Annotated in this window: 16 protein-coding genes and 2 pseudogenes; 11 read left to right on the forward strand and 7 right to left on the reverse strand. The window is 63.0% G+C overall.

Features of this window, described 5'->3' with window-relative positions; translation table 11 throughout:
• Together efeB and efeO are read left to right on the forward strand one after the other, a co-directional pair.
• Positions 1–1293: an iron uptake transporter deferrochelatase/peroxidase subunit gene (gene efeB / locus AB4037_RS30255; RefSeq protein WP_441774026.1), complete on the forward strand. Its 1293-nt coding sequence runs from the start codon at positions 1–3 to the stop codon at positions 1291–1293.
• Positions 1294–1334: 41 nt separating this feature from the next.
• Entirely contained in the window at positions 1335–2165 is an 831-nt protein-coding gene (efeO, locus tag AB4037_RS30260) for an iron uptake system protein EfeO (protein WP_434955697.1), read from the forward strand.
• Positions 2166–2253: 88 nt separating this feature from the next.
• Here efeO and AB4037_RS30265 read toward each other — a convergent pair whose 3' ends face one another.
• Positions 2254–3369 (reverse strand): hypothetical protein, encoded by a 1116-nt coding sequence (locus AB4037_RS30265; protein WP_441774027.1) that lies wholly within the window; start codon positions 3367–3369, stop codon positions 2254–2256.
• 199 nt (positions 3370–3568) lie between these two features.
• Entirely contained in the window at positions 3569–5026 is a 1458-nt protein-coding gene (gene xylB, locus AB4037_RS30270; protein WP_441774028.1) for a xylulokinase, read from the reverse strand.
• A 272-nt stretch (positions 5027–5298) separates the two neighbouring features.
• On the opposite strand from xylB, the gene AB4037_RS30275 reads away from it, so the two are divergent.
• The 5 genes from AB4037_RS30275 to AB4037_RS30295 all read left to right on the forward strand — a co-directional run bounded on the left by AB4037_RS30275 (position 5299) and on the right by AB4037_RS30295 (position 9262).
• Complete coding sequence (locus AB4037_RS30275; RefSeq protein ID WP_441774029.1) at positions 5299–5559, forward strand: hypothetical protein; 261 nt, start codon at positions 5299–5301, stop codon at positions 5557–5559.
• Between the two features lie 408 nt (positions 5560–5967).
• Positions 5968–6600, forward strand: coding sequence for an outer membrane protein (locus AB4037_RS30280; protein ID WP_441774030.1), 633 nt, complete (start codon positions 5968–5970; stop codon positions 6598–6600).
• 113 nt (positions 6601–6713) lie between these two features.
• On the forward strand, positions 6714–7088 hold the full coding sequence (locus tag AB4037_RS30285; protein ID WP_434955693.1) for a hypothetical protein: 375 nt from the start codon (positions 6714–6716) through the stop codon (positions 7086–7088).
• A 51-nt stretch (positions 7089–7139) separates the two neighbouring features.
• Positions 7140–7814, forward strand: a complete 675-nt coding sequence (locus tag AB4037_RS30290) for a response regulator transcription factor (RefSeq protein ID WP_434955692.1) — start codon at positions 7140–7142, stop codon at positions 7812–7814.
• Positions 7811–9262 (forward strand): sensor histidine kinase, encoded by a 1452-nt coding sequence (locus tag AB4037_RS30295; protein ID WP_441774031.1) that lies wholly within the window; start codon positions 7811–7813, stop codon positions 9260–9262. The genes AB4037_RS30290 and AB4037_RS30295 overlap by 4 nt, the downstream gene beginning before the upstream one ends.
• 52 nt (positions 9263–9314) lie before the next feature.
• Here the strand turns inward: AB4037_RS30295 and AB4037_RS30300 are convergent, their stop codons facing one another.
• The 4 genes and pseudogenes from AB4037_RS30300 to AB4037_RS30315 form a co-directional block, all read right to left on the reverse strand.
• On the reverse strand, positions 9315–10175 hold the full coding sequence (locus tag AB4037_RS30300) for a hypothetical protein (protein WP_441774032.1): 861 nt from the start codon (positions 10173–10175) through the stop codon (positions 9315–9317).
• 293 nt (positions 10176–10468) lie between these two features.
• Entirely contained in the window at positions 10469–10843 is a 375-nt protein-coding gene (locus tag AB4037_RS30305; RefSeq protein ID WP_441774033.1) for a hypothetical protein, read from the reverse strand.
• 414 nt (positions 10844–11257) lie between these two features.
• Positions 11258–11419: pseudogene (locus tag AB4037_RS30310) on the reverse strand (sugar phosphate isomerase/epimerase); the annotation flags it as partial.
• 78 nt (positions 11420–11497) lie between these two features.
• Positions 11498–11974 (reverse strand): annotated as a pseudogene (locus tag AB4037_RS30315) (ATP-binding cassette domain-containing protein); the annotation flags it as partial.
• A gap of 14 nt (positions 11975–11988) precedes the next feature.
• Between AB4037_RS30315 and AB4037_RS30320 the strand changes: the two are divergent.
• The 4 genes from AB4037_RS30320 to AB4037_RS30335 all read left to right on the forward strand — a co-directional run bounded on the left by AB4037_RS30320 (position 11989) and on the right by AB4037_RS30335 (position 15230).
• Positions 11989–12306 (forward strand): hypothetical protein, encoded by a 318-nt coding sequence (locus AB4037_RS30320; RefSeq protein ID WP_441774034.1) that lies wholly within the window; start codon positions 11989–11991, stop codon positions 12304–12306.
• 104 nt (positions 12307–12410) lie between these two features.
• Positions 12411–12818, forward strand: a complete 408-nt coding sequence (locus AB4037_RS30325) for a rhodanese-like domain-containing protein (RefSeq protein WP_441774035.1) — start codon at positions 12411–12413, stop codon at positions 12816–12818.
• A gap of 243 nt (positions 12819–13061) precedes the next feature.
• Positions 13062–13544, forward strand: coding sequence for a GNAT family N-acetyltransferase (locus AB4037_RS30330; RefSeq protein ID WP_434955686.1), 483 nt, complete (start codon positions 13062–13064; stop codon positions 13542–13544).
• 126 nt (positions 13545–13670) lie between these two features.
• Positions 13671–15230, forward strand: a complete 1560-nt coding sequence (locus AB4037_RS30335) for a RimK family protein (protein ID WP_441774036.1) — start codon at positions 13671–13673, stop codon at positions 15228–15230.
• A 120-nt stretch (positions 15231–15350) separates the two neighbouring features.
• Here AB4037_RS30335 and AB4037_RS30340 read toward each other — a convergent pair whose 3' ends face one another.
• On the reverse strand, positions 15351–15485 hold the full coding sequence (locus tag AB4037_RS30340) for a hypothetical protein (protein ID WP_441774037.1): 135 nt from the start codon (positions 15483–15485) through the stop codon (positions 15351–15353).
• Between the last annotated feature and the right edge of the window lie 282 nt (positions 15486–15767).

Below are 15767 nucleotides of genomic sequence, written 5' to 3' on the forward strand. Positions count from 1 at the left end.
ATGACCGACAAGACCCCCTATCCGCCCCAATCCGATACTGATGCCCCACGCTCCCCCGGCCGGCGCTCCATGCTGCTGGGCCTCGGCGCAGCCGGAGGCGGCGCTCTGCTCGCCACCCTGCCGGGCAAGCAGGCGGCCGCCGAGGAAGCCGGTTCAACCGGCCACCTCAGCGACCGCGTGAGCTATCTCGGGACCCATCAGGCCGGCGTCACCACCGACCGACCGCCAATGGGACTGGTGGTTGCCTTCAACATCCTCGCCACCACGCGCACCGATCTCGAACGCCTGTTCCGCGTCCTCACCGATCGCATCGCCTTCCTGACCCAGGGTGGCACGCCGCCGGTAATCGATCCCAAGTTTCCTCCCCCCGATTCCGGGCTGATGGGGCCTGTGGTCTCCCCGGACAATCTCACCATCACTGTGGGCGTAGGTGCCTCGCTGTTCGACCAGCGTTTCGGGCTCGCCGACAAGAAGCCGCGGCAGCTGATCAAGATGCCGCAATTTTCCAACGACGCACTGTCGGCCGACCTGTGCCACGGCGATCTGATGCTCCAGATCTGCTCCAACACCGCCGACAGCAATCTGCATGCCGTACGCGACATCGTAAAGAACACGCCCGATCTTCTGATGATGCGCTGGAAGCAGGAAGGCTTCGTGCCGCCGCCGCGTGCCGCCGGCGAAACCCAGTCGGCACCGCGCAATCTGCTCGGCTTCAAGGACGGCACGGCCAATCCGGACCACAAGGACGAGGCCGAGATGAACCGCCTCGTCTGGATCCAGCAAGGTGCCCCCGAGCCTGCGTGGGCGAAAGGCGGCAGCTATGGCGTGGTGCGCATCATCCGCAATTTCGTCGAGCGCTGGGACCGCACCCCGCTCGGCGAGCAGGAAGCCATCATGGGCCGGCACAAGCCGAATGGCGCTCCTCTCGGCATGAAGGTCGAAGCCGACATCCCTACCTATCATGACGACCCGGAAGGCAAGCGCACACCGCTGGACGCCCATATTCGCCTGGCCAATCCACGCACGCCGGATTCGCGCAAGAACCTGATCCTGCGCCGCCCCTTCAACTATTCCAACGGCATCACCAAATCGGGCCAGCTCGACATGGGGCTGCTCTTCATCTGCTTCCAATCCGATCTGGAAGCCGGTTTCGCCACCGTCCAGCAACGCCTGAACGGCGAGCCGCTGGAGGAATACATCAAGCCGGTCGGCGGCGGCTATTTCTTCATCCTGCCCGGCATTCCCGACAAGACAGCATTTCTCGGCCAGTCCCTGCTGGCGGAGACGGCCTGAACCGATCCTTCAACCTTGAACTGAAGAGAGAGAGAAAAAACATGGCACATCTCAAATGGCGCATGCTGTTGGGCGCTGCGGTTATCGGCCTTGCCACGACCGCCAGCGCAAACACGCCGGCCGTCTCCCCGCTGGACCTGGTTCAGCCCGTGGCCGACTACAAGGTCTTCATCTCCAGGGGCGTCAAGAAGCTGGTGGAGGATACCGCCAAGTTCACGGCTGCGGTCAAGGCCGGCGATCTGAAGAAGGCCCAGGCCCTCTACGCACCGACCCGCGTCCATTACGAACTGATCGAGCCGGTCGCCGAACTCTTTTCCGATCTCGACGGCAGCATCGATTCCCGCGCCGACGACCATGAGAAGAAGGAAGCCGACGACGGCTTCACCGGCTTCCATCGCCTTGAATACGGCCTGTTCGAAAAGAAGAGCACCGATGGCCTCGCCTCCTTCGCCGACAAGCTGAATGCCGATGTCGTGGACCTGCAAAAGCGCATTGCCGGCCTCACCATCCCGCCCGAGAAGATGGTGGGTGGCGCTGCGGCACTGATCGAGGAAGTCGGTGCCACCAAGATCACAGGTGAAGAAGATCGCTACAGCCACACCGATCTGTGGGACTTCAAGGCCAATGTCGACGGCGCCCGGAAGATCGTCGAGTTGCTCCACCCGCTCACGGTGAAGGCCGACAAGGACCTGTCGCAGAAGATCCACGCAAATTTCGAAACCGTCGAGAAGATCCTCGCCAAGTACAAGACCAAGGATGGCTACGAGACCTACGACAAGCTGACGCCCGAGGATCGTACGGCCCTCCAGGGTCCGATCACGACACTCGCGGAAGATCTTTCCAAGCTGCGCGGCACGCTCGGTTTGAACTGAAATCCGGAGCAGAATGCTCTGTCGGGCGACGGGCCTTCGGGCCCGCCTCTCCGGACACTACCAAAATAGCCCCCCGACCGAGTTTGCCTTACTTGTCGAGCAACTCGATCGAGCGCGTCAGCGCGACCTTGCGCCCCCCGACATTGTCCTTGAGCAGGACATCGATGCGATAGGGGCCCGGCTTATCGTCCGTTTCGAAATGAATGGAAAGAGTCGAGCGGCTGTCGACCAGGTTGAATCGGCCGCCGACCTTGTCCTTGAGCGCCGTCACACCTTGCTGCGCCGAACGGGGATCGACCGAGCCATCGGGCCCTGTCACCTTGATGTCATAGCTGACATCGGCGGAGAGATCCTTCTGGAGACCCATGCCCGAAAACAGCATGGTCACGCCGATAGTGTCGCCCCGCCGTGCCTGCGGCATCTCCCCGCTCAGGGCCGTTGCCTCGGGGGCGCTGCCACCGGGCGCAGGCTTATCCGGCAGTTTGAGCATGGCGATGGTACCCGAAAAATCACCGTCGCGGTCCGGGGCCGGCCTGAAGCCTGCGCTTCTGCTGGCCAACAAGGTATCCAGGGCTTGCTTGTAGGAGCCCGAGGCCTCTCCGGCCCGCTGCACCAGATAGCGTTCCAGCACCTCGTGCTGGCGCACATTATAGGCAAGGCCTTGCACCGCATTGATGCGGATCGACTTGTCGAGTTCGTTGCTGCCACTTAATGGCCTGCGCGGATCGAGCGCATCGACCAAAGTTGCGAGGAAGCCGGGATTGCCCGTCGCGAAAAAGGCACCCCATTTGAGATCCATCTCCACCGGCCGGCTCGGCGCCAGAGTGTAGAGATTACCGGGCTTGTCCCTGAGAAAGCCGGGTTCCTCATGGAAAAGAGAAGCGATCAGGTCGGTATTGCCCGATTGCCACAGGGCGAAGATGAGAATCGACTTGCTGTCGGCCGGATAGTCGGCGCCAGCCCCGATCCAGCCTTCCACGCGCGCGCGGTTCTGCAGAAACAGCATCGAGAAAAAGCCGGCCAGCGTCGCGCGTGACAAGCCCGTGCCCGCGATCGCTTCCGAATTCTTCAGAGCGGCGAAGACATCGGGCACCGTCGCAAGATCGTTGCGCACGTAGAAAAAGACGATGGTCGCGGCGAGCTTGATGTCGGCTGCGCTCGGCAGGGCCTTGGCCCTGGGCAGTGGCGGCGGGGGGGCAGGCAATGCCGGCTGCGGAGGCGATGGAGACGAAGAATTTTGCGCCGCAGCGGGAGCGAAGCAAAAGCCCACCAGAACGAACGCCAGCAGCAGAGTGCGCATCAACGGAATTGCCATCCCAACGGCGCCGCGGAATTGAGCGCCCATTCCAAACCAGCTTACGGCACAAGGCGGCAAAATTGCGCTCGCCCTGCGGCAAAGCACTTCAGCCGGTCGCCGATCGCAGCGCCGGATAGAGCGCGCGCCAGCGCACCAAGGCTTCGGCATAGGCGGCGGCGAGAGTTGGATCCGGAGCGATGGTCTCGACGCGGTGCGGCGGTGTGCAGATCGCCAGCGGGTCTTCGCCGGTGACGGCCAGCCGTGCCAGCCGCGCCGCACCGAAAGCCCCGCCGGTTTCACCATCCGCCAGGCGATGGACCGGAAAGCCAAGGACATTGGCGAGGATTTCGAGCCAGAAGCGTGAACGCGAACCGCCCCCGATCACGTCGGCACCGGCAATTACGGTTCCCGCCGCCGCCAGGGCATCGCGGCAATCGGCGAAGGCAAAGGCGACACCTTCCAGCACGGCCTGCACCATGGCATCGCGTCCATTCTCATGGGCGAGGCCGGTGAAGGCGCCGCGGATGGCGGCATCGTCATGCGGCGTGCGTTCGCCGGAAAGATAAGGCAGGAACTGCACCGGCGACGGTGCCGCCGGCTTGTCGCCGAGCGGGGCCAGCAAGGCACTCTCCTTGGTCTGCAGCACGCCGGCGATCCAGGCGAGGCTCGAGGCGGCCGATAGAATCACGCCCATCTGGTGCCATGTCTTCGGCACGGCATGGCAAAAAGCATGCACGGCATGGGCGGGATTGGGCAGGAAGCGGTCGGTCGTCGCCCACAGCACCCCCGAGGTGCCGAGCGAGAGAAAGGCCGAGCCAGGCCTGATGGCACCGAGCCCCACCGCACCGGCGGCATTGTCCCCTGCGCCGCCGGCGAACAGGGGGGCCTTGGCCATGCCCCAGCGCGCCGCAAGATCGGCCTTAAGGCGACCTGCAGGTTCGGAGCCCTCGACCAGGCGCGGCATCGCCTCGCGCGACAGGCCCGTGGCGGCGAGCGCCGCATCCGACCAGTCCCGCCTGTTAACATCGAGCCAGAGCGAGCCGGCCGCATCCGACATTTCCTCGATGGCCTCGCCGGTCAGAGCCAGGCGCATATAAGCCTTGGGCAGCAGCACGAGGCGTGTCGCAGCGAAGATTGCTGGCTCATGCCGGGCGACCCACAGCAATTTGGGCGCTGTGAAACCCGGCATCGCCTTGTTGCCCGTCACAGCACGCAGATCGGGCCATTTGGCTTCCAATTCCGCACATTCGGCCTGCGAGCGGCCGTCATTCCACAAGATCGCCGGCCGGAGCGGCTGATGATCGGCCCCGAGCAGCACGGCGCCATGCATCTGGCCCGACAGACCGACGCCCTCAACCGCGGCAACCTCCTTGGGATGGGTTGTCTTCAGGGCATCGACAGCTGATATCACCGCCTCTACCCAGGCCTGGGGCGCCTGTTCCGAGAAGCCGGGATGAGGCCGCTGTACCGTCAGCGCAACGTCATGGCTGGCGACCACACGCTGCTCGCCATCCACAAGTAGCGCCTTGATCGACGAGGTACCCATATCGATGCCGAGAAACACGCATTCCTCCAAAGAATCTGTTTGGCCGATCATGCGCCCGCCACAAAAGCCGGGGCAAGCCCCATCGCGTCGAAGCGGACATGACAATGATCACCCAAAGGTAAACCATGAGTTTCACGGCCGTGTCACTGCATCTGACCTATGCAAGGGGCTCGTGGACCCCGACTTCCATCAGGGGCTGTAGACGGCGACGCCATTCGCCGTCCTGGCCAGGGCACCTACGCCCTACAGCCCCTGATGCTTTTTTCGTCGCCGCATGACGAGCGGGCACGATGTTGGTTTCCCCTTTTGGCGACACCAACGATTTTCCCTGGTTCGACCGGCTGCTCTTCGCACTCGACCCGGCTCCGGCGAACCTGGCGATATTGGCACATCGCGTCCCGCATGATCCGGCTTATCAGCCTCATGCCGACCGCATTGGGCGCAAAGGCATTCACTTACAACTCGCAGGAAAGCACAAAATAACCTTTAGTTTACATATGCCAAAGAAGTGGATTTATGAAACATTCGTAAATACCAATAGTCTCATTTAAAAAAATACATAAATATCTGAAAGATATTAATAGCGCAATGTGGGCGCAATGTTCGCCCCTATGATGATTCATGTCTTTCAGGCGATCGAATCGATGCAGGTCAGGAGGCAAACCTCCGTTGGCCTTTTCCTTCTCGGGAGCAAAACGCATTCAGGCATGAACACCTGCATGTTCTAGCTCTTTGTTTCCAAGCCAATCTGATGGATTGGCTAGAGAGCCCCTGCGATTTTTGCCAATGCCGGTGCATCGCAGAATGCATCGATCTCGGCAGGCCGTCATCGCCGACGAAAGACAGCCCGAAAGGAGCCGCTCCCTCATCGGAGACATGGCTCCAAACCCGACAATCCGCGCATCGGTCCGCACGGGCAATTGCCCCGCAGCCGCAAGCGCGTGCAGTGGAGTAGACACGTGCGTACGCAATTGCTCACCCCCCTCGCGGCAGGCTTGCTGGCCTTTGCGGCGGCCGGCTGCGGTCCTGCCTGGGCCGAAGATTATTATGATACTTCCTCCCGTTACGCGCCGCCCCCGCCTACGTCCTTTAGTGGCTCCTATGTCGGCGTGCACGTCGGCGCGGCATCGGCCAAGTCGGCCAACCCCTTCGCCAAGGGCAACAGCCTCCAGTTGGGCGTGCAGGCAGGTTACGACATGCGCCTTGGACCCGCCGTCATCGGCGCCGAGATCGAAGGCTCCAATCTCGGCGGTGCCGAACGCCACGTGCGGGGCGGCAAGATCAAGGAGAAATGGCGTGCGGCGTTGAAGGGCCGGGCCGGTATCGCTCTCGATCGCACTTTGCTCTACGGCACGGCCGGCTTCGCCTTCACCAAATTCGAAGGCACCGACGGCGCGCGTGTCAGGGACGGCTGGAAGACCGGCTATCTGATGGGCGCCGGTGTCGAGCAGGCCTTCTCCGACACCGTCTCCTTCAAGGTCGAATACAATTATGTCCGCACCCCAGGCCTGAAGACACGTTCGTCCTTCGGGCATGGCAAGGACGACATTGGCAGCCACGCTTTGAAAGCGGGCCTCAACTACCGATTCTAGTGATCGCTGTTGGGGTCCCCGACCGGATCCGGCCACAAGTCGGATCCGGTCGGCTCCTCGTAATGTCGACGCAATCTTCGGCTTCTAGAGCCAAATATAGTCTGGAATCACCAATGTCTTTTCGTCGCGCCTTCCCTGTCGTGCTCGCTGCAGGCGTTCTGCTGCTTACGGGTTGCGCTTCCGCCGTCATGAAGAACTATGTCGGCGGCCCGGTTGAGACGGTCATGCTGGACTATGGACCGCCAACCAGCATACTGGATCTCGGACCTGGCCAGCGCGCCTATCAGTGGCGCAAGGTTTCCACCAACGTGGTGCCGGGTACCGCCAGGAGCGAAGTCCGCCGGACCCGGCGCGGTAGCGATGTCGAGACCACGGAAACGCCCGGCTATGTCGAGCGGCAGGAATGCTTCTATACCTTCTATGCCCGCGCCGCAGGCGAGCGCTGGCTCATCACCAATTTCCGCAAGCCAAGCCTGGAATGCGAGTAGTCCGGCCTCCCTGTTGAGACCGGCCCGAACCGAAGACGGACAAAGGGTCCCATGCGTATCCTGCTGATCGAGGACGAACCGGAAATGGCTTCCGTGCTCAAGACGGCATTGGAACGCCAGGACGTCGTGGTCGACCACGCCTCGAACCTGGCGGACGCCGAGGCGATGGCTCGCTACGGCGCCTATGACGCGATCGTGCTCGACCGTCGCCTGCCCGATGGCGAGGGCCTCACCTTGATTCCGCGCCTGCGCGCCCTGCATGTGGAGGCTCCGGTCATCGCGCTCACCGCCATGAGCAGCCTGCAGGACCGCGTCGCGGGGCTCGATGCCGGCGCCGACGACTATATGGGCAAGCCCTTCGCCACCGAGGAACTGGTCGCCCGCCTGCGTGCCCTGCACCGCCGCCCCTATACGCTGCGGGCGGACCAGGCGGTGGTCGGCCGCCTCACCTATGATTTCCGCCATCGTGAGGCGTTGATCGACGACCAGCCCCTCGACCTACCGCGGCGCGAACGCCTCGTCCTGGAGACTCTGATCCGGCGGCCAGGGCGCACCGTCATGCGCGGCACGCTGGAAGAGGCGGTCTATGCCCTTGACGATGAAATCGGCTCGAATGCGCTCGACGCCCATATTTCGCGCCTGCGCCGCAAGCTGGACGACCTTGCGGCCGGCATCGAGATCCGCGCCATCCGCAATCTCGGCTATCTGCTTCGGGCCGCCTCGTGAAGCAGGGGCGGGCCCGTTCCCTGCAATGGATCCTGGTGCGGCGGCTGATCCTGCTGCAAGCGGCGATGCTTGTCTCCTTCATCGTGCTGTTCATCATCGCGCTGTCGGTCGCCAATCCGCAGCTCATGGTCGACAACGAGGCGGCAGTTGCCGCCATTACCGGAGCGATCGAGCGCGACAAGGACGGCAAGCTCATCGTCAACGATACCAAGGAACTGGCCGACTTCCGCACCGAATATCCCTATGTCTGGTACATCGTCCGCGACCAGGCGGGACAAAGCCTGCGCGTGGGTTCGGTTCCTCCCGACTATGACCGTGATCTCGGCGACCTGCTGCGGGCGGTCGATCACGCCAATATCGGTTTCGCCGGCAAGAACGACGGGCAGGAAATGCGCCCGGAAGCCTATGTGCAGAAGATCGATACCAAGGCCGGCCCGGTGCAGATCGTCACCTCCACCCTGCACTCGCGGTCCGAAGCCGACGGCTTCATCATCAACATTTCCGCCCAGGTCGACATGGCCCGCAACCCGGACGGCAGCGCCAATTGGGCACGGGTCATCCCCGGCATCATCGTGGGCCTTGCCATCTTCCTGGTGCCGATCATCGTCGTGATGGGCGTCACTACATTGGTGACGACGCCGGCCGTGGTACGCCGCTCCCTAACCGGTCTGGTCGGCACGGCCAGCCAGGCCGCACGCATCGATGTCAGCACGCGCGCCATGCAATTGCCGGTGGAGAACGTCCCCCAGGAGATCGTGCCGCTGGTGCACGCCTTCAACCAGGCACTGGCCCGCCTTGCCCAGGGCTTCGACCGGCACAACCGTTTCCTCACAGACGCAGCCCATGAGTTACGCACGCCGATCGCCATTCTGCGCACGCGGGCCGAATTGCTGAAGGAGGAACCGCAGAGCCTGCGGCTGAGACAGGATATCGAGCGCCTCTCGCATCTGGCCCAGCAATTGCTCGATCATCAATTGCTCGATCGTCCCGCCAACCATCGCGAGGTGGTCGACCTTGCCGAACTCGCGGGCCGCGTCGCCGCCGATTTTGCGCCGCTCGCCATCGAGGCCGGCTACGACCTTGCCTTCGAACCGCCGCACGGCAAGGTCGAGGTCGAAGCCAACGTCCTGCAGGTCGAACAGGCTCTCGCCAACATCATCCGCAACGCCATCGAGCATAGCGGCGGTCACGGCACCATCACGGTGGCGCTCGACGAAGTTGGTGGCCTGGAGGTGCGCGACGAAGGGCCCGGCATCCCCGCCGAGGAGCACAAGAACGTGTTCGAGCCGTTCTATCGCCTGCACCCGCTTTCGCGCGGCGCCGGGCTTGGATTGAACCTCGCCCGCCAGATCGCGCAGTTGCATGGCGGCAGCATCGCAATCGTCAACGGTCCCTGGAAGGGCGCACATGTGCGTATCGAGCTGCCCCTGCTCCGCGCGGCGGCCTGAGGATCCGTCAACTGTTCAAGGCTCGTATGCGTCAGCATTTCCAGACGGGCTATTAGCGCCTGTCTTCGCTGGCGACGACCCCAAGCACCGGCAGGACCAGGCGCGGCAACTCATGCGCCACTGTCTTCACGAACATGTTCTCGATCTTCATGGCCTGGATCGGCTTCATCGCCGGAGTACCGTAGACCTTGGCGATCTCGGCGATGCCCTGGTAGATTTTTGTAGTGGCCGCCTGCACAGACCTATCCATGTAGCGCAACTGCCCGATCGCCGTGCGATACGCATAAAAGGCATGATAGTTCGTCGAGCCAAAGCGCTCGAATTCCACGATGACCATCACGACGCTGCCATCATGGCCCACCATGCGCGCGACGTCCTGCTCCACCTTGACGAGACGGATGGCACCGCAGCGCGCGCCGAGTTGCGTCAGAATCTTCTCCATTCCTTGCATGGAAAGCCCGCCGAGCGCGCCGATGTCGAGGCCGGCGGCCTTGGCAAGGTCTTCCACCGTGACGAAGAGCTTGCCATCGACCTTCGCGCCGATTTGCGTGAGAGCCTTGGCCGATGCGACCCAGGCGCAGATGCCGGCATTCGGATTGATGTCGACGATGAGCCTGGCCATGATGGCGCCCTTGACGGAGCGGACCATCTGCGCCGCCTTGCCGATTGGCAGGATCGCGATGAGCCGCAAGCCATCCTGCCCGGCGCCGGCCGCGGTGCCCTTGGCAAGACCATCGCCAAGCCGCAGCACATCGACGAACCCGGCACCGAAAGTCATCAAGGCCTTGGTGCCGGCTCCCACGATCATCGCACCCTGGCTATAGTTGGAATCCTCGACCCATTTGTCCAGGATCGCTTCGGATTCCTTCTGCTGCTGGCTCCACCAATCCGCGAGCTCCGTGAACTTCCACATGGACCCTCCGTGCAGGATCGATTGCGCGAAAGGCCTCGCCACCGCGCCTATCTCTTTTGGGGGTATAGGAGCGCGCATATCGGCCGACAGTTCCCTGGAGAACCGTGGACATAGAGGCGCAGCCCTTCACAAAGCGGAAAAACTAGGGAAACACCCCGCCGCTATGGTGTGGTCATTCACGCAGGAAGGTGTGGGACCTTGACCATTGCGGCCATGCTCTTCGTCATGCTGGCATTGCTCGGCTTCATCTATGTCACCTTCGACATCTGAAGAGGCCGTTGGGTGAAAGCTGGCTAATCCAGAACGGCCAGGCAGCCGACAATTCCCATGAGCGCAGCGGCAGACAGCATCAGCACAGTTTCGGCCAGATTGCCGCGGCCTGCGAGACGCTCCAGCCAGACTGGCTTGGCGGCTCCGGCGCTGATCTCGTCGCATGACGGCAAGCCCGTTGGCCGCGCCGGCTCGCCACAGCCGAGCCCGATCAGCAGATCGGCGGCCGTGGTATGGAGATGAGCCGAGAGCCGCGTGGCCATGGCCGGTCGTAGGTCGCGCTGTCCGCGAGCCCAGGCATCGATATCGCCCGCAGTCACACCGGCACGGCGGGCAAGCGCGGTAGCATCCACGCCGGCTGTCGCCATGGCTGCAGCCAGCCCGTTGGGGCGAGGCATGCGATCGAAATTCAGTCTGATCGGATCCGACATGACGCACCGGCCTTCGGTCAGACCTGACCGAGACGAGTCCTCGCCGGTGAGTTGAACCGACGGTCGCCCAGACATTCGAGGGGTGGGGAATATAGATACAGTCCGCGAAGGCCGAACGACACTTCGGCGGCGGTGGGATAGGGACACATGGCCTGTCTTCCACGATGACACCTTCGGCAAAGGGTGCGAATCACCCGAAACCTTCGATGTCTCCCTATCGCTCGCGGGTATTACGCGGACATTGCGCCCATCCATCCAGCTCGCAGACCTGTCGGCACGGCATTGCCGATCGGACACGGCCAAACGCTGCCGGACAAACAAAAGCATCCTCCGACCGGCGGAGATCGGAGGACGCATTGTCGGGCAATCCAGCATACGGGCCTAGATCAGGCCGTACTGCCTGGCCTTGTTGCGCAGGAAGGGCAGGCCCTCGGCCAGGATTTCCTCGCGGCTGTTGGCGACGGGGCGCCACACCGACAGGGCGGAGGCGAGCTGCGGCGGCATATGGATGAGGCTCTCCACGGCCATACCGCCCTTGAAGCCGCCCGAGATGATCGGCTTGCGGATGATGGCGAAGATACCGGCGCGGGCGCCGACATCGACACCGACCGTGGGTGAATCCAGGATCAGGAGCTTGGACTTGGTGGCCAGCCATTTCGCCAGCACGACGCGCTGCTGGTTGCCGCCGGACAAGATCGACACCGCATTGTCGGGATTGGAGACCTTGATGGCCAGGGCCTTGACCCAGTCGTCGACCAGCGATTTGCGCCGAGCCGGCGAAATCAGCCGGAAGAGATCGAGCAGCCTGTCCAGTATGGCGATGCCGCGCCGCCGGGTATCCCTTGCGTCAATCTCGATCTGCCCGGCAGCGATGCGCCCTCGGTGGTCACTGACAATTACGGCGACACCTATGCCCTCACCGAGGGGCTGATCGCCAGGCTGCGCAAACGCCGGACGGCGCCATCCGATCTGCTTTTTCTCGGCGGCATCGCCGGGGAACACGCCACCGATCGACGTATCCAGGGTTTCCGCGGCGCCGTGGCGGCACATGGCCAGGGGATGACGCCGGAGGTTTCCTGCTGCGGCTATCGCCCTCATCGGCACGCGAGGCTTTGGCCGCCCGCTTCGAAACGCTCGGCCGCATGCCGGGCGGTCTCTTCATCAATTCGATCACCGCCTTCGAGGGGCTGGTGCGGTTTTCCCTGCAGGTGCCGCGCCAGGCGATGCGCGAAGTCGGTACGGTATGTTCGGACTGGGATCCCTTTGCGGCGCATCTGCCCTTTGACGTCACGATGACCCGGCAGAACGTCGAGGCGATCATCGCGGAGGGCTACGCGCTGGTGGACAATTACGCTCCAGGCGAGAATCCGATGGTGGTGGTGCCGCCCGAATCCGCCCCGAGTTCGGAGCGGGAAAGCAATTGGCGCTGAGGACAGCGCTGATCGCGGCCTCGCGGCAATCCACCACCTTGAACGTCATGGCTCCCCAGGCAGATTCATCATCTCAAAAATCGTCACCAAAGGATGGGAATGCCATGAGAAAGCTAAAAATATCGTCGGCTCAGGTGGTCGCGGCCGCTCGCGCCCGCATCGAGGAAATCGAGACCAGGGATGCCATCGCCATGGTCGGCGATCCCGGCGTGGTCATCGTCGACATCCGCGATCCCCGGGAAAGGCAGCGATCAGGCTATATTCCCGGCAGCTTCCACGCTCCCCGTGGCATGGTTGAGTTCTGGGTCGACCCCGAAAGCCCCTATTTCAAGGACGTCTTCGGCCAGGACAGGAAGTTCGTCTTCCACTGCGCCTCCGGATGGCGCTCGGCCCTGACGGTGGCGACGCTTCAGGACATGGGTTTCGAGGCGGCACATCTCAAGGATGGTTTCTCGTCCTGGGAAAAGGCGGGCGGACCCATCGAGTTTCCCGAGGGCCACGACGGAAAATGAGGGCGAGCGTCATCCGCCTCCCCCTCTTCCCCCTGCTCCTTCCTGCCGAAAGACACCGAATTGACCCAGGCCTGACGCCGTAAATCAAAGACGTCGAGCGCCAAAAAAACGTCTGTTTCCAGGATGATGGCAGGCATCCTGCAACAGGGCGCACACTCGTTTCCTTATGCAATCCTGATTTGTTGAGGCGCCGGCAACGCCCTACCCTCGCGTTCATTGTCGATATCAATCTGTCTGTCGCACATGACCGTACCCTATCTGCGCGAGGCGAGTTCAGCGGATCTTCCTGCCCTGATCGACCTCGAAAACGCGGCCTTCGCCGGCGATCGTATCAGCCGCCGCGATTGGCGCCATCTGCTGACCAGCCCTTCGGCCCTCGTCATCGTCAGCGACGATGCCACCGGCCTCACAGGCTGCAGCGTCATTCTCACCAACCGCCGCACGGCCGTCGCGCGGCTTTATTCCCTTGCCGTGGCACCACGCGCCCGGCGGCAAGGTATCGCACAGGCGCTCCTCCAGCAGGCAATGGCCAGCAGTGCCGGGACCGGCGCTCATCTGCTGCGGCTGGAAACGCGCAGCGACAATCTCCCCGCCCAGGCCCTGTTCAGCCGCCTCGGCTTTCGGCCCTTCAAGCGCGTGGCGAACTATTACGAAGACGGGGCCGAGGCCATTCGCTTCCAGCGCCTGATCGACCACGACTGCCTGAGGCAAAGCGCGCTGCAATAGATACGCGCGGAGTCATAAACCATTGTTCGGATGCATCTTTCGGCCTGCTGCGAAATCGCCGGCGGAGAGACGCGCAAGCACGACCGCAACGCCGAGCGCCTTCCTTCCCTTTCTTGAAAGCAGCCAATGCCCGCTCAACTGATCATCGTTGAAAAATCCAGTGATTTTCGCTGGTCCGTACCCGGCATCCGGGTGATCACCGCACAGGAATTCATCGCGGAAGGACCGAGCCTGCTGCAGCGGCCGCGCCGGATCATCAATCTATGCCGCAGCTATGCCTATCTCAGCATCGGCTACTACGTGTCCCTGCTCGCCGAGGCGCGCGGCGAACGGGTGACGCCAAGCATGGAGGCGATTACCGATCTTCAGGTCAAGGCGGTGCAGACCCAGAAGCTTGCCGGCCTGGAGCGCTGCCTCGGCGCTCTTGCCTCCGTACCCCGAGCGGTGGAGGCGATGCGGATCCAGGTCTTTTTCGGCCAGGTCGATGATCGCGGCATCGAGGATCGCGGTCTGCCCGAGTTTGCCAGCCGCAGCTTCGAGCTGTTCCGGTGTCCCCTGTTGGCGATCGACCTCGAGCGCCTGGAAGGCGGCAGCGGCTGGAAGGTCGCCGCCCTGCGTCCGCTCGACCCGCGCGACGTCGACCCGGCCCGCGACAGCCTGTTTCTCGATGGCCTTGCCCGCTTCTGCCGGCGTCCCTGGCGCCATGCCCCCTCGACCAGCGGCCCGCGCATGGACCTGGCAATCCTGCACGATCCCAAGGATCCCCTGCCGCCTTCCAAGCTGAAGACTCTGCAGGCCATGGTGCGCATCGGCCAGGACATGGATATCGCCGTGGAGCTGATCGAGAAGAAGGACTATCCGCGCCTCACCCAGTTCGACGCGCTGTTCATCCGCGAGACCACGGCAATCGCGCACCATACCTTCCGTTTCGCCCGCAAGGCAGCCAGCGAGGGCATGCCGGTGATCGACGATCCCGGCTCGATCCTGCGCTGCACCAACAAAGCCTTCCTGTCCGAACTTCTCGGCGGCAACGGTATCGCGACGCCCCGTACGCTCTTCCTCACTCGCCGCACGCTGACGAGCTTCGAGACGCAGTTGACCTATCCCGCGGTGCTGAAAGTGCCTGACGGCGCCTTCAGCCTCAGCGTGAAGAAGGCCGAGAATTGGCAGCAATTTCAGGAAATTGCCGCCGCGATGTTCAAGCAGTCCGATCTCATCCTGGTGCAGGACTATGTCTACACGCCCTTCGACTGGCGCATCGGCATCCTCGCAGGCGAGGTGATTTTCGCTGCCAAATATTTCATGTCCTCCGGCCACTGGCAGATCATCCAGCATGGCGAAGCCGGGGCCTATACCGAAGGCCGCACCCAGGCCGTGCCGGTCGGGGAGGTGCCTAGCGAGGTGATCGAACCGGCAGTGCGGGCAGCAAGGCTGATCGGCAACGGCCTCTATGGCGTGGACCTCAAGCAGACCAAATCGGGGGTCGTGGTCATCGAGATCAACGACAATCCCAATATCGATCTCGGCCTGGAGGATGCCGCCGCCGGCGAGGGCCTCTATCGCAAGCTGCTGTCGCACTTCCAGGCCCTGGTGGATGCCCGTCATCGCCCGCCCGCACCGGCGCTCCCGTCCGAGGCGATCTCCAGGCCGCGGCTGGTGCACAATCTGCGCGACACCGGTTCCTGAGGTGGCCAATGTCGCTGGCGTTTGGGGCTCGAACGCGCCCCCGATGCCCTGCCATGGCACGAGCGGACCACAAGCCCGCCGCAGCCGGCACCCGGCATCGCTGGCTGACAGCGCCGTTCGCTACAGGATATGCACCACCCCTTCGTGGAGGGCGATGATGAGCACGGCGAGCATCGCACTCACCGCCAGGAGGGCGGCGGCGCTCGTCAATGCTCCCTGCAGAAAGACCGAAACGGCATTGGCACGAAACGACATGGCACTCCTCCAGATGGAGAATGCAGTATCGGTCCCCGATGCTTCCGGCCTCGGTCTGTCGTGTAAAGTTTCGTTGCCGGGGCTGGAGCGTTTTTTTTGAAAAGTTGATCGACTTTTCGATTGGGAAAACGCGTCAAAACAAAGAGTTAGAGCGTCGGATCTGAAACTGGAATCGGCGATTCCCTTGGAGGGCAATTTGTGATTCACCGTTATTGGAGGTGGATCATGGGCAGGAGCTATTCTCAGGATCTTCGCGATCGGATTGTCAGCTTTGTTGAGAAC

Origin of the sequence: Labrys sp. KB_33_2 (assembly GCF_052114505.1) — a bacterium.
Lineage (GTDB): Bacteria > Pseudomonadota > Alphaproteobacteria > Rhizobiales > Labraceae > Labrys.

Excerpts from the sequence above, each read along its gene's own strand:
- AB4037_RS30330 (WP_434955686.1), top strand. The coding sequence starts at position 13,062 with ATGACCGTACCCTATCTGCGCGAGGCGAGTTCAGCGGATCTTCCTGCC.
- efeO (WP_434955697.1), top strand. The coding sequence starts at position 1,335 with ATGGCACATCTCAAATGGCGCATGCTGTTGGGCGCTGCGGTTATCGGC.
- AB4037_RS30335 (WP_441774036.1), top strand. The coding sequence starts at position 13,671 with ATGCCCGCTCAACTGATCATCGTTGAAAAATCCAGTGATTTTCGCTGG.
- AB4037_RS30305 (WP_441774033.1), bottom strand. The coding sequence starts at position 10,843 with ATGCCTCGCCCCAACGGGCTGGCTGCAGCCATGGCGACAGCCGGCGTG.
- AB4037_RS30285 (WP_434955693.1), top strand. The coding sequence starts at position 6,714 with ATGTCTTTTCGTCGCGCCTTCCCTGTCGTGCTCGCTGCAGGCGTTCTG.
- AB4037_RS30275 (WP_441774029.1), top strand. The coding sequence starts at position 5,299 with ATGTTGGTTTCCCCTTTTGGCGACACCAACGATTTTCCCTGGTTCGAC.
- efeB (WP_441774026.1), top strand. The coding sequence starts at position 1 with ATGACCGACAAGACCCCCTATCCGCCCCAATCCGATACTGATGCCCCA.
- AB4037_RS30325 (WP_441774035.1), top strand. The coding sequence starts at position 12,411 with ATGAGAAAGCTAAAAATATCGTCGGCTCAGGTGGTCGCGGCCGCTCGC.
- AB4037_RS30290 (WP_434955692.1), top strand. The coding sequence starts at position 7,140 with ATGCGTATCCTGCTGATCGAGGACGAACCGGAAATGGCTTCCGTGCTC.
- AB4037_RS30300 (WP_441774032.1), bottom strand. The coding sequence starts at position 10,175 with ATGTGGAAGTTCACGGAGCTCGCGGATTGGTGGAGCCAGCAGCAGAAG.
- AB4037_RS30340 (WP_441774037.1), bottom strand. The coding sequence starts at position 15,485 with ATGTCGTTTCGTGCCAATGCCGTTTCGGTCTTTCTGCAGGGAGCATTG.